General features: G+C 40.4%; 10 protein-coding genes. 4 read left to right on the top strand and 6 right to left on the bottom strand.

Annotated features, from left to right (window positions below; translation table 11 throughout):
• Both A33Q_RS08660 and A33Q_RS08655 read left to right on the top strand, forming a co-directional pair.
• Entirely contained in the window at nucleotides 1-942 is a 942-nt protein-coding gene (locus A33Q_RS08660; RefSeq protein ID WP_009034531.1) for a DUF4097 family beta strand repeat-containing protein, read from the top strand.
• Nucleotides 943-1,225: 283 nt separating this feature from the next.
• Entirely contained in the window at nucleotides 1,226-2,113 is an 888-nt protein-coding gene (locus tag A33Q_RS08655; protein ID WP_009034530.1) for a dienelactone hydrolase family protein, read from the top strand.
• A 316-nt stretch (nucleotides 2,114-2,429) separates the two neighbouring features.
• Here A33Q_RS08655 and A33Q_RS08650 read toward each other — a convergent pair whose 3' ends face one another.
• Nucleotides 2,430-3,305 carry a 3-keto-disaccharide hydrolase gene (locus A33Q_RS08650; RefSeq protein ID WP_009034529.1) on the bottom strand — a complete coding sequence of 292 codons (876 nt, stop codon included), beginning with the start codon at nucleotides 3,303-3,305 and terminating at the stop codon, nucleotides 2,430-2,432.
• Between the two features lie 69 nt (nucleotides 3,306-3,374).
• A complete protein-coding gene (locus tag A33Q_RS08645; RefSeq protein WP_040490274.1) occupies nucleotides 3,375-4,172 on the bottom strand; it encodes an endonuclease/exonuclease/phosphatase family protein in 798 nt (265 codons plus the stop codon).
• Nucleotides 4,173-4,336: 164 nt separating this feature from the next.
• On the opposite strand from A33Q_RS08645, the gene A33Q_RS08640 reads away from it, so the two are divergent.
• On the top strand, nucleotides 4,337-6,124 hold the full coding sequence (locus A33Q_RS08640; protein WP_009034527.1) for an alpha-L-fucosidase: 1,788 nt from the start codon (nucleotides 4,337-4,339) through the stop codon (nucleotides 6,122-6,124).
• Nucleotides 6,125-6,163: 39 nt separating this feature from the next.
• Here A33Q_RS08640 and A33Q_RS08635 read toward each other — a convergent pair whose 3' ends face one another.
• Nucleotides 6,164-7,381 carry a M20 family metallopeptidase gene (locus A33Q_RS08635; protein WP_009034526.1) on the bottom strand — a complete coding sequence of 406 codons (1,218 nt, stop codon included), beginning with the start codon at nucleotides 7,379-7,381 and terminating at the stop codon, nucleotides 6,164-6,166.
• A gap of 92 nt (nucleotides 7,382-7,473) precedes the next feature.
• On the opposite strand from A33Q_RS08635, the gene A33Q_RS08630 reads away from it, so the two are divergent.
• Nucleotides 7,474-8,442 carry a DUF6807 domain-containing protein gene (locus A33Q_RS08630; RefSeq protein ID WP_009034525.1) on the top strand — a complete coding sequence of 323 codons (969 nt, stop codon included), beginning with the start codon at nucleotides 7,474-7,476 and terminating at the stop codon, nucleotides 8,440-8,442.
• A 215-nt stretch (nucleotides 8,443-8,657) separates the two neighbouring features.
• Here A33Q_RS08630 and A33Q_RS08625 read toward each other — a convergent pair whose 3' ends face one another.
• From A33Q_RS08625 to A33Q_RS08615, 3 genes are all read right to left on the bottom strand, one after another.
• Nucleotides 8,658-10,178, bottom strand: a complete 1,521-nt coding sequence (locus A33Q_RS08625; protein WP_009034524.1) for a M20/M25/M40 family metallo-hydrolase — start codon at nucleotides 10,176-10,178, stop codon at nucleotides 8,658-8,660.
• Between the two features lie 411 nt (nucleotides 10,179-10,589).
• Nucleotides 10,590-11,294, bottom strand: coding sequence for an SIMPL domain-containing protein (locus A33Q_RS08620; RefSeq protein WP_009034523.1), 705 nt, complete (start codon nucleotides 11,292-11,294; stop codon nucleotides 10,590-10,592).
• Nucleotides 11,295-11,489: 195 nt separating this feature from the next.
• Complete coding sequence (locus A33Q_RS08615) at nucleotides 11,490-12,338, bottom strand: prephenate dehydrogenase (protein ID WP_009034522.1); 849 nt, start codon at nucleotides 12,336-12,338, stop codon at nucleotides 11,490-11,492.

The raw sequence follows: 12,338 nt of genomic DNA, 5'->3' as shown, positions 1-12,338 counted from the left end.
ATGAAAAAACAAATATTAACTCACATAAGCCTATTCTTTTTAGGCGCTCTGATTTTCCCATTGGCAGCAAAGGCGCAATTTAAAACCTTGGTAGATGTCAATAAATCCTACTCCGGAATCAGCAAGATAGAAGTCAATGGCGGCGCACTGGAAATCGCGTATGAAGGAAATACTTCGCAGTCTGAAGTATCGGTAGACGCATTTTTGGAATCCAACAATCATGACCAGGACATAATTTTCGTGACCATGGGGGATGTACTCAAAATTTCACACAAAGTGAATGCATCCGGATCTGGATGGAAAAATATGAGAACCAAAGGCCATATTAGAATATCAGGTCCAAAAAATATGGAGCTTGAAATGCGTGGTGGCTCTGGAACTGTCTTAGTAGATAATGTCAAGGCTGAATTGACTAGCATACAAGTAGGTTCCGGAAAAGTGACCGCTAGGAATATCATCGGCCAAGTGGAAACCAAAGCAGGATCCGGTAATATTTCACTTCACAATATTCAAGGTGACATTGCGGGAAGTGTTGGTTCAGGAAATGCCAAAATCGAAGATGTTATGGGAAATGTGAAATATTCCTCAGGAAGCGGGGGCATTACAGCCAAAAATATTGAAGGGCTTTTGAGTGTAAGCTTATCCTCGGGTAATGCAAAGCTCGAAAATATCGCCGAATTGGGTTCGTTGAGGCTGACCTCTGGAAATCTGAATGCAAATAACGCAGGTCTAGGCCCAGAAACCAACATCAGTGGTTCATCAGGCAATTTCAAAATTATTACACCTTCTGAATTGAGAGACTTTAATTTTTATATGAAAGCCACCTCAGGAAACATCACCATAGGAAATTCTCGTGGAGGCAGATCCCTGACACTTGACAATGGAGCTGCTTATGATATCAAAGGAAGTATTACTTCCGGAAATATCTCTATAGAAAATTGATTTTTAACCTTTTCTACTCCTCCTTTTAAGGTTAAAAAATTACTTAAAAACCTGCCAGATTTTTTTTGACATGATATTAAACAAACACGTTTTGTTTAAAAATCTGGCGGGTTTAATCTTACCCACTAATTTGAATAAAAAGAACTAGATTGAAAAAGCTCTCTTTCAGAGGGCTTTTCTCTTTTCACTGATCACTGATTTTTCCCGTTCCTAGATTTTAAAAGTACTTTTTGTTTACATTTTCTTAGTTTATTGTTTATAGAAAACCAATTCAATCATTCCTATGACGCCTATCAAAAAAGAAAATCTTAAACAGGAAATTTTTGACCTGTATGACCAATACTGCCACAATGTAATTGACAGGCGGAGTTTTATGAGCAAGCTCAGCACATTTGCTGTTGGGGGGTTGACTGTTTCGGCATTGATGAGTTATTTATTGCCCAACTATGCAGAAGCCAAAAGATTTGACCTAGATGATCCAAGGGTTGATGCAGAATACCTGGATTATGATTCTCCGAAGGGAGCTGGGAAAATGAGAGGTTTACTCAGTAGGCCAAAAGGAAATAAAGCCAAACTTCCGGGAATAATCGTGGTCCATGAAAACAGGGGGCTGAACCCTTATATAGAAGATACTGCGCATGAAGCAGCTACAGCTGGATTTATTGCTTTTGCCCCGGATGCTTTGACTCCATTTGGAGGCTACCCAGGCACAGACGATGAAGGCAGGGAAATGCAGGCCAAGCGTGACAGAAATGAGATCTTGGAAGACTTTATTGCAGGCTATGAATTACTGAAAAACCACCCTGAATGCAATGGAAAAGTGGGTGTGGTAGGGTTCTGTTTTGGCGCCTGGGTGTCCAACATGATGGCCGTAAGACTTCCTGACTTAGGCGCTTCGGCACCCTTTTACGGAGGTCAGGCAACAGTGGAAGATGTCCCTTCCATCAAGGCTCCATTGCAGTTGCATTTTGCGGAATTAGATACAAGAGTGAATGCAGGGTGGCCTGAATATGAGGAAGCCTTGAAACAACAAGGCAAAGACTATGAGGTATTCTTTTATCCAGAAGTCAATCATGGCTTTCACAACCACTCTACCCCAAGGTATGACGAGGAAGCTGCTAAACTGGCCTGGGGAAGGACAATAGACTTTTTCAAAAAGCACCTGAAGTGAAGTATGGACCAATAAACAAATGGTTTGAGTAAATTCGATCTTATTTATCCAATGTCGTTTAGATAAGACTACAAGTTGAATTTAAACTTTTCCAAAGTTGGATTAAAAGTAAAAATAAACATTGTTTACAAATCTGAACTTTGGAAAAGTTACCCTAAACTAAACGACATTGATTATTGATCACAGATCTTTATGGATATGGGTTCTAAAGTGAAGTTCAAATCAAGTTAAAAATGTCTTTTGGTGAGAAAACATAAAATCAAATATCCCAATATCAATTTAGTATCTTATAATATCTAAAACCTTTAAAACCTTTCTAGTTCTCTCCTGTAAAAGCATCATATCCATTGACTTTTAGGTATTCAACCAATTTATCTGGTTGCTTACCATAGGCTGAAAGATCCAATATTTCAATTTTTCTGAAATCAACCGGATGACTTTCGCTTTGAAGAGAAATGTAACCTGAGTCCAACAGTTTTCCGTCAACTTTGACTTCCGGATCATAGGGGTTTACATTCCCCCCTCCTATTTGCGGTTTTTCATAACTCATTACAGACCTTCCTTCGAGGATGTGATGAACAATTGAGTCTCCTAAAACCATGAATTCTGCTGTCACCCACCGATCTCCATGATAAGTCCTGGAATTGGAGTTAATGCAGTGAGGCTCAAAAAGCTCACCTTGGATTACCACATGTGTCCCAGGCGTACAGAGATTGCTGGTGGGCCTATCATTTACCCCATCTCCACCCAAAAGCTGACCTTCCACAGAAATTGGGAAATCCTGATCCTTCAGCATGGTCTTGGGATCTTGGGAATGCAACATGGCCCCGGAGTTTCGGTAAGCCCAACCTTCCCCACCGGGGGCCTGTTCTCCTACAAACCTGTATTCTAGCCTAAGAACATAATAGGAAAATGGCTCCTTGAAGAAAATATGTCCATACTGTTGATCAAAGGCCTCGTAGCCATCATACCTGACTTTCATTAGCCCCTCTTCTACCCTAAAGGTGTTTTTGAAATTCTCTCCCAATTCATGTTTTGAAATTTTGATGATCCAATCATCCATATCTTCCCCATTGAAGAGTTGTTTCCACTCTGGAGCTGTTGTGGATTCAGCATTTTCTTGAACTTGCCTTTGGCCGCATGAGGCCAGAAAAAGGATAAATACCAAAAGATAGGAATGGGTAATCTTCATCGTTAATTTGGGTTTAGGTGTAATTAGTGATTTTTTAGAAAATTTATAAAAGCCTCCAGTCTAAATACTTCATGGCATTTTTATCTCCATCACCAAAGGCAAATGATCTGAGTAACCGACTGGAATTGTTTGAACAGAGACCACTTCTATTTCAAAGTTTTTAGGAACCCAGAAGTAGTCAATCCTGATTTTGGGATCATCACTGGAATAAGTTTTCTCAGGATTATCAACCACCAATGCTGCGTCTTGAAAATGTTCCGCCATCAAGGCATAACCTTCCTCCTCCGATTCAAAATTGAAATCTCCAGTGATGATAACAGGGTGATCTAAGTCTTTAAAATACTCCAATATGGCTTTCACTTGAGCTGCTCTATTGATAGGACTTTCGTGGCATAGATGTGTCCCTGCAAAAGCCAATCTATTCCCCCCATCAAGATCCACATATGACACCGCCATACTCCTACCCTCCCCTCCTTCCGGTACGGGTAGGCTTATAGATTCAAACTTGGCTTTACTTTTGGTCAAAACGGCTTCACCATATCCTCCTTCACTAAAGTCTATTGCCTTTGCAAAATGCCCGTTCATGGAGGTTTTTTCTGCCCAAGTCTTGGCCAGATCCAGTTTTTTACCAGCAAAGCCCGCTGTTCTTTGAGTCATGCTATCCACTTCCTGCAAAGCAAGAAAATCCGGATTTACTTCGCTGATTAAACTTGTAACCTCTTCAATATTGGTGGAGCCCGGCTTATACGGATTTTCTCCATGATAAATATTGTATGTCATCAGTTTGATCAGGTTATTCTGGGCAAATAGCATGGGAGAAGCGAATGTAAGGAAAAATAGAGTAGTCAGAATGGCTAATATTTTCATTTGGCTGGGTTTACAATTCCTAGAACTGATTTCAATGATTGTCAAACTAGGCAAAAATCAATGAAAATATAACATGCCTGAAAACAAAATCCAGAAATAGGTCAATTTAATATCAAGTAGTTCATGGCTGAGCACTTAGCTTTGTTCCAACAAACCCAGAATTTATGAATAAGCTTTTTTCAACATTCCTTCTGATTTTATTAACAATCCAATTTTCCGGTCAGGCCCAAGAGTTAAGATCCGATTGGTGGACCGAGGCCCGTTTTGGAATGTTTATTCATTGGGGACTTTACAGTGGAGCTGAAGGAATCTGGAAAGGAGAAAAGCACAGACATTTCAACAATTATGCTGAATGGATCAAGTACAGAAACAGAATTTCAAATGAGGAATATGGAGAATTGGCCAAGCGATTTGTTTGGGAGGATATTGATCCCGAAAAATGGGTAATACAGGCCAAAAAAGCTGGCATGCAATACATCACCATCACTGCCAAGCACCATGATGGGTTTGCCTTATGGGATACCAAAGTAGGGAACTACAGCTTCAAGAATTATGACCCGGAAAGCAGGGATATCTTGGCAGAGTTGGCCGCTGCATGCAAAAAACACAACATGAAGTTGGGCTTCTATTATTCCCATTGGGTGGACTGGGAACACCCTTATGGCTGGGACCATAACAGAGAACTGACCCAAGACCTAAGCGATGAGCAATTTGACAAATACTGGCAGGAAAAAGTCATCCCACAGCTACGGGAATTGCTGACAAATTACGGAGATGTGGCTTTACTATGGTTTGACATGTGGCTTGGCCACGAGGAGACTATAGTTCAGGAAAAGCAATTGCGGCAGGTGATCAGTTTGGTCCGAGAGTTACAGCCCAACTGCCTGATCAATTCCAGGCTGGGTCTACCTGTCAGTGATCCTGATATAGATTACGAAACATTAGGAGATAATCAACTGGGGGCTATTTATCAAAAAAATCCCTGGCAGACACCAGGAACCATTGCCCACTCCTGGGGTTACCACGCTTTGGAAAATGACTGGAAATCTACCAATCAATTGCTTCAGGCCCTGATCAACAATGTCAGCCTCAATGGTAATTTTATGCTAAATATAGGACCAAGGGCTGATGGCAGCCTTCCTTATGAATCCATTTCGAGATTGGAAGATATGGGGCGGTGGCTTGAAGTCAACGGAGCATCTATCTTTGGCGCAGGAGGATTGGAACTGAGACCACGACAATACGATTGGGGCAAACTCACCTTCAAAAAAGAAAATGGAAAGGACAAGATTTTTTTACAGGTATTTAATTGGCCTTTGGATAAAACACTTCGGTTTACAGGAGTCTTGACAAAACCCTCAAAGGTTTACCTTCTTGCCGATAAGCTCCAAAAACCCATTTCCCATACCCAATCAGGGCCTAATTTACATCTCCACCTGCCAAGGCTACAGCCTGATCCCTTTGTTTCTGTAGTGGTGTTGGAGTTTGATGAGCAACCCGAACTCGATAAAGATGTGGCAGCGGAATCTAGCTTTGGAGGGGTGGCCCTCCATGGTGGAAATGCTTTGGAGAAAGATGTACAACTGGAAAAACTAGATCCTCCTGGAAGAATGGTGTCCCCAGAATATGTGAATATCTCACAGGGACAGGAATTAAACTGGAAGCTTTATGCCATAGAAACAGAACAAAAAAATCTCAGTATATCATTTGCCAACCCAGGTAAAAAACCCATCAAAGGAGAAATACTCTTGGGTGATAGAAAAATGGAAATTGAACTGAAACCTACCGGAAAGGTAGTAGTAGAGCCCAATCAGAATTATTATACGGAGGAATTTATTGACTTTCCTTTGGGGCAGTTTGACTTTTCAGAAGTTGGTTACCACACCATAAAATTCAGAATTCTCGACAAACCTTCCACCACAATCAGATTCAATAGGATTTGGATTGAGTAAAAAACCCCTTTTTTAAATAATTTTGAAACGGATTAATACCTACCAATCAAAGCTTCCCAAAAGGTAAACATGTTTGGCAGCAGTTAACATATTTGGAATTGATGCCCATTCATCAGGGAAACCACGCTGTCCGCCTCTTTCGCCTCCAAGCCCTATAGCCGAAGTTCCTCCGGCAATGGCAATATTCATATTGCTGCTGCCCGCATTGGACATATTCGGAGTGAAGCCGAGGAATTCGCTTACGGCTTTGGCACGGGAAACTAAAGGCGTTTCCAAAGCATTTGGGATCTGCCCACCGGGAGTGATTTGGTAAGGCTCCAACTTCATTTCTATCCTTGTTTCTTCCATCACATCTGAAAGGATCTTTTTCACCCTTGATTCCATTTCTGCAAGTGTGTTATTATTCAGACTTCTCATATCCAGAGAAAACCAAGCTTCCTCCGGTTTGTGATTAAATACTTTTCCACTTTCTATTATAGATACATTAACTACAGTCCTGTCTTCTTTGTAGTCCATTCGAAAAATACGGTCTATAGTTTTGGCCATGGCCTGATTTACATTGGGAAGTCCTCCTCTGAGGGTATGCCCTGCCGGACCAAAAGCCCTGACTTTGTACCAATGTATACCCATTGCTCCATAGCTGATATTTCTGCCATCCCCCAAAATATCCACAAACCCTATACTGTTATTTTTATAAGTATCATATACCGCATGCATCCCTTTGAGTCCAGTTTCTTCTTGGGCTACTGCCGCAAACACCAATGTATGACTCGGTTGTTTTCCCGATTTCACAATAGCCTCTGCTGCCAAGAGCATGGATACGGTGATAGAACTGGTATTAGTACCCGGCCCCACTACCCTTTCACCTTCAATGGAAGGAAGCTTGCCCGATTCTCTTTGGTGCAATGCCACAGTCTCCAAATCATCTAGGGTACTGATAAAAACCAAAACCTTATCTGACTTACCGGGAATGATTCCAATTGCATTGGGCATGTCTTCCACTTTCACATCGGTTAAACCTATCTCTTTCATGTATTCGGCTACCTTTTCAGCTCTTTCCAATTCTTCTCCCGACGGGCTGATGATTCCTCCTATTTCGACTAGCATTTGTGCTGCTCTGTTTCCTTGAGCATTGATAAATTCCAATGCGGTATTTTGGCTAGTGCTTATAGAAATCGACTGTGCAATACCTGCATGCATATTAAAGATGGTGATGAGACTGAAGAAAAATAAATAAATACGAAAGTGTGAAGTCATGGCTTGTGAATTTTTGACACATTATATCAAAAACTTATCAAACTCACCTCCTTGTTCTACACCATTGGTGATTTTCATGTTAAATTGTGACTATGTTCATTTTTGGAAGAAAAAAACTCTATTGCCTTTCGTTGCTGATAAGCCTCTTAGCACATGGTGGTAGAAGCCAGCAAATATCTATCAAATCTGAAGAAAAAGGCATTGGTATCTACGCTGACCATCAGTTGCTCATATTCTACCAGACTGTAAAAGAACCTGTGCCAAGAGGTGTAGACTCCATTTTTTCAAAGTCAGGTTTTTTACATCCTGTAAATACACTTTCAGGACAAACGCTCACAAGAATACAGCCTGAAGATCATTATCATCATTATGGAATCTGGGGACCCTGGACCAAAACAAGTATTGAAGATAGAAATGTTGATTTCTGGAATATTGGTGATGGCACGGGCAGGGTTGAGTTTGACAGCTTAATTTCTTGTGAAGTAAAAGAAGAGTTTGCTGAAATTACAGTCTTACAAAAGCATTGGGATGTGCAAAATAATCAAGTAGCGATGCGCGAAGTGCTTACGATCCGTGTTTGGAAGCCATCTAGCAATCATTATCTCTTAGAATATACCAGTAGAGTGACAGCCTTGGTCAAAATCAAACTTGAGGATTACCGATATGGAGGTGGACTTGGTTTCAGGGGCAGGGCTGATTGGCATTCGGAAAACAGCAAGATCAGCACATCAGAAGGATTGGATAGAGCTGAAGCAGATGGGAGCCTGGCCGAATGGCTTTTATTGCAAGGTCCAACAAGGTCTATTCACGAATATGGAGGATTATTGATCATGAGTCATCCTGAAAATTGGAGCCACCCAGAACCAGTGAGGGTATGGCCTAAGGATTCTGAAGGCGGTAAAGGGAATGTGTTTATTAATTTCTCTCCTACAAGAAATGAGGCCAAGACTTTGGAACCAGGAAATGAATATACCTTAAGGTACGGATTGGTGATTTTTGATGGTGATTTGAGTGAGGATGAGTCAGCCTGGGAATTTGAAAAGTATAGGATAAAAAGGTAGAAATATGCCTTCGGCGAAATAAAATTGAAATATACTAAAGTGAAATAATGGATTCCAAATCGAAAGAAATGCACATTACATTTGCCACCAAGACAGGAAGGAACCAAGCATTCACAAAGAATTTAGTGTGATTTCTTTGCCCTTTTGTGTCTTGATGGCATTTATTAAGTATTTTAATATATGGGCAAGTAGCCCCAGCCCCTATAATCCTGAATTTATAAGGGTTGCGTCAAAATAGCCAAGGCGGTTTTGATGCCTTCTTTGTAATTACCTAATCTAATGTTCTCATTTGGACCGTGTTGGTTGTTATCAGAGTTGACAGTGGTGACCGTCACTGCAGGAATATTATCCAACGCTTCCACAAAAGGTGAAATTGGCAAAGAACCACCACTGATTCTTTTACGGATAGGCTCTTCCCCAAAAGCCCTTATGTAAGCCTTATTCAACCAAATACCAGGCTCAGAATCAAAAGGAGTTCTGAAAGCCTGATAAGAAATACTTCCTTCCCACTTGATCAATTTAGGATATTTCATACGCTCCTCATCTGTAGGATCATCGTCTAATATATGATATCCCTGATCTTCAACATGCTTTCTGATCAAGGCAAAAAGTCTTTCCGGATCAGATTCAGGAACCAAGCGAATATCAATTTCAGCAGTAGCATCAGCAGGCACAATGGTTCTGACCTCATCACCCACCCATCCGGAAGACAAACCTCTGATATTTAATGATGGGTATTGAAGAGACTCCTGATAAGTACCCCCAACTCTATCTGTTGTCCCAATTCCAATTTTACTCTTAATCTCCCCTTCATCATCAGGAACCTGGCTCAAAATATCTCTTTCAGTCTGAGTCAAATTAATCCCATCGTAATACCCTGGAATAGTAACTCTACCATCATCATCCTTCATAGAAGCCAGTAACTGCGCCATTCTAAAAGCCGGGTTGGGCGCATAATTTCCATAATGACCACTGTGCTGGGCAGCTCTTGGCCCATAGGTTGTCAAGGTTATCTGGGAGATTCCCCTTGCTCCAAAGCTAATCGTTGGTTTATTGCTCAGGTGCCTTGGACCATCCATGATCAACATCATGTCTGCTTTGAGGTCTTCTTTATATTTATTGACAGCAGCAGGTAGATTTGGAGATCCAATTTCTTCCTCAAAATCCAAAATAACTTTGACATTGAAATTACTCATCATTTCATTGTCAACCATGGCATCCCATGCTGTAAGAAACATGGCAAATGGTCCTTTATCATCTGAAGATGATCTGGCAAAAATCCTCCAATCAGCATCGTAATCATCGCTGAGTGAAGACATTGGAATCTGTTCCCATTTTCCTTGGGCATTCATTTTTTTCAAAACAGGCTGATACGGATCTTCCTGCTCCCATCTTTTTCTATCTACCGGTTGACCGTCTATATGAAAATAAAAAAGTACAGTCTTTTGGGCATTTGGCACTTCTCTAAACCCTAAGACCAAAGGAGCCCCATCTGTTTGAAGTTGCTTGGTTGAATACCCTCTTTTTTCAAGGTTCTCCTCACACCAGGCAATATTGGCTACCAGCTGCTCGGGAATATTGGAATCGTTAGGCATGCTTAGAATATCATTTAGGATACCAATTCCTTTTAAGAAATAAGCATCTGTAACTTCTTCCAGGTCAATCTGCTGTTGAGCCAAAACATGCATTTGCATACTCAAAGCCAACAGGAGAATAAATAGTATTGATCTTTTCATAATTAATCGATTGGTTGATAAAAGCTTAGAAATTTAACCTAAGTAGCTCAGATTAAAAAACACATTTGATAAACGGTCGGGGAGTGAAAGTAGGGCAGTTTAAAAAATTATCAGTCAAATCCTGCCCCGAGGTTTTTTTATACTTCAGAAAAAATTGTCTGAAAAGTTGCTTAATCACCCGATGTAAAAGTACAGTCCCTGAGTTTTAAAAAAAATACCCTGTACAGGGTATTTTTGAGTTCTTTTCAACTTTTTTTTAAGTAAAAATTTAAAAATTCTTATACATATTGTACTTTTTAAATATTAAATCATTTTAATACTTGAAAAAGAATTTTGATAATGATCCGCTTAAAGGAATAAAAAAACCATCCGAAGATGGTTTTATTTTGTCTTTGAGAGTTTGTACCTCCATCAATTTTTAAAGGTAAACCCAATGGTTACACTATCGTTTATTTTTCTCTCCTCAGGTCTGAATACTGCTTCCGAACGATCTTCCGCTATGTCCATTGCCATCATCATTTTAGATTCTCTGGCCATAGGAAAGAAATCCTTCTGTGGATTGCCATAACTCACACGTTGCACTTTGATATCGCTGACTCCTAATGAGCTTGCTATGATTTCTGCCTTTCTTCTTGCATCTGCCACTGCCAACTCGATAAGTACCTTTTCCGAGTCTTTCCTTAGTTGATCAGATACTGAAAACTGGATGTTGAATCCCATAACAGCAGACTGATGTAGCGTCTCAGTAATTTTCACCAAATCTGCTCCTGTATCGGAAACTTTGACCCTTATCGTCTGCGAGGCAACATAACCACTGTCCTTACTGGTGTTGCGCGCATAAATCCTATTGACTCCCACATGGTAGTTGTCAACATAGAATTCATAATTCTTCAACCCGGTCTTTTTGAGTGCGTCTTCTATAGACTTGGTTTTTTTGTTCAGCGCATTGGTAGCGTCAGAAACTTTCATCGCTTTTTCGTTGAGTGAAAGATAAATGAGGGCTTCATCAGGCAAGATGCGCAATTCACTTTTCCCTTCAACTTCAATCATTTGGTTCTGTGCCATTACCCCTAAGGTAAGCAAGAACATCGGCAATAAGAAAATGACCTTTTTCATAATAAATAAATTTAAACAAAATAAAGCTAGGAACCCCAACTAGAGTCTTCTAATCCCATGACGTAAGACATTTCAAAAAGTCCTCCAGTATTTCAACTTTCACAAATTTTAACGCTCTATACTCTTTTGTATACTTTATAAAATCATTTGGCCAAGATACTTTCCCTTGAGTCTGCCCCTTTCAAAAGTGAAATCCTATTTCCCCAAATCAAGAATATCACCGATTTTATTGATTTCATTCATCTCAGAAGACAATTCTGATGTATCTCCCGAATGAATTTTTTCTCTAAATACCTGAAGATTCGCTATGTAGGCATCAAGAGATTCCAAGATATTCTCTTTGTTGGCCTGCATGATAGGGGCCCACATTCCCGGAGAACTTTTTGCCAGTCGAACTGTTGAGGCAAAGCCACTTCCCGCCATGTCAAAGATATTTTTGTCATCAGCCATTTTATCCAAAACTGTTTTTCCCAGCATAAAGGAGGAAATATGCGAAAGGTGAGAAACAAATGCCAAATGACGGTCATGCTCCTCAGGATCCATAAAACGCAATTTCATATTCAAAGCTTCAAAGATATCATAGGCCATTCCCTTGAGATGAACATCGGTTTTTTCCATCTCACAGATGATAAACACTTTCTTTTCCAAAAGGTCATCTTTAGCCGCTTTCGGTCCAGAATATTCTGTTCCTGCAATAGGGTGACCCGCAAGGAACTGAGCCCTTTTAGGATGATCTGCTACTGATTTACACAAGGCCTCTTTGGTAGAACCAAAATCAATCAGCAATGTATTTTCTCCCACCTCTTCCAAGGCTTTGATCAGGAGTTTTTCTAATGAGTCCACTGGCGTAGCTAATATAACTACATCAGTATCTTGGGGTATATCTTCTGAAGCTTCATCAATGATTCCCAGCGTATGGGCGTCTTTCAGGTGATTCAGGTTGGCGTCAAAGCCTGTAATTTTCAATTCAGGCTTAACTTTTTTGAGGGCTAGGGAAAATGAACCTCCCAAAAGGCCCAATCCAATGATATGAATGTTTTTCAT

It is taken from the genome of Indibacter alkaliphilus LW1 (assembly GCF_000295935.2).
Taxonomy (GTDB): domain Bacteria; phylum Bacteroidota; class Bacteroidia; order Cytophagales; family Cyclobacteriaceae; genus Indibacter; species Indibacter alkaliphilus.
Note: the sequence above shows the minus strand (reverse complement) of the source record. Positions and strands in the feature narration are given on the sequence as shown.

Bases quoted from the DNA above. Each gene is read 5' to 3' on its own strand.
- A33Q_RS08640 (WP_009034527.1), top strand. From the start codon at position 4,337: ATGAATAAGCTTTTTTCAACATTCCTTCTGATTTTATTAACAATCCAA.
- A33Q_RS08615 (WP_009034522.1), bottom strand. From the start codon at position 12,338: ATGAAAAACATTCATATCATTGGATTGGGCCTTTTGGGAGGTTCATTT.
- A33Q_RS08620 (WP_009034523.1), bottom strand. From the start codon at position 11,294: ATGAAAAAGGTCATTTTCTTATTGCCGATGTTCTTGCTTACCTTAGGG.
- A33Q_RS08630 (WP_009034525.1), top strand. From the start codon at position 7,474: ATGTTCATTTTTGGAAGAAAAAAACTCTATTGCCTTTCGTTGCTGATA.
- A33Q_RS08635 (WP_009034526.1), bottom strand. From the start codon at position 7,381: ATGACTTCACACTTTCGTATTTATTTATTTTTCTTCAGTCTCATCACC.
- A33Q_RS08655 (WP_009034530.1), top strand. From the start codon at position 1,226: ATGACGCCTATCAAAAAAGAAAATCTTAAACAGGAAATTTTTGACCTG.
- A33Q_RS08650 (WP_009034529.1), bottom strand. From the start codon at position 3,305: ATGAAGATTACCCATTCCTATCTTTTGGTATTTATCCTTTTTCTGGCC.
- A33Q_RS08660 (WP_009034531.1), top strand. From the start codon at position 1: ATGAAAAAACAAATATTAACTCACATAAGCCTATTCTTTTTAGGCGCT.
- A33Q_RS08625 (WP_009034524.1), bottom strand. From the start codon at position 10,178: ATGAAAAGATCAATACTATTTATTCTCCTGTTGGCTTTGAGTATGCAA.
- A33Q_RS08645 (WP_040490274.1), bottom strand. From the start codon at position 4,172: ATGAAAATATTAGCCATTCTGACTACTCTATTTTTCCTTACATTCGCT.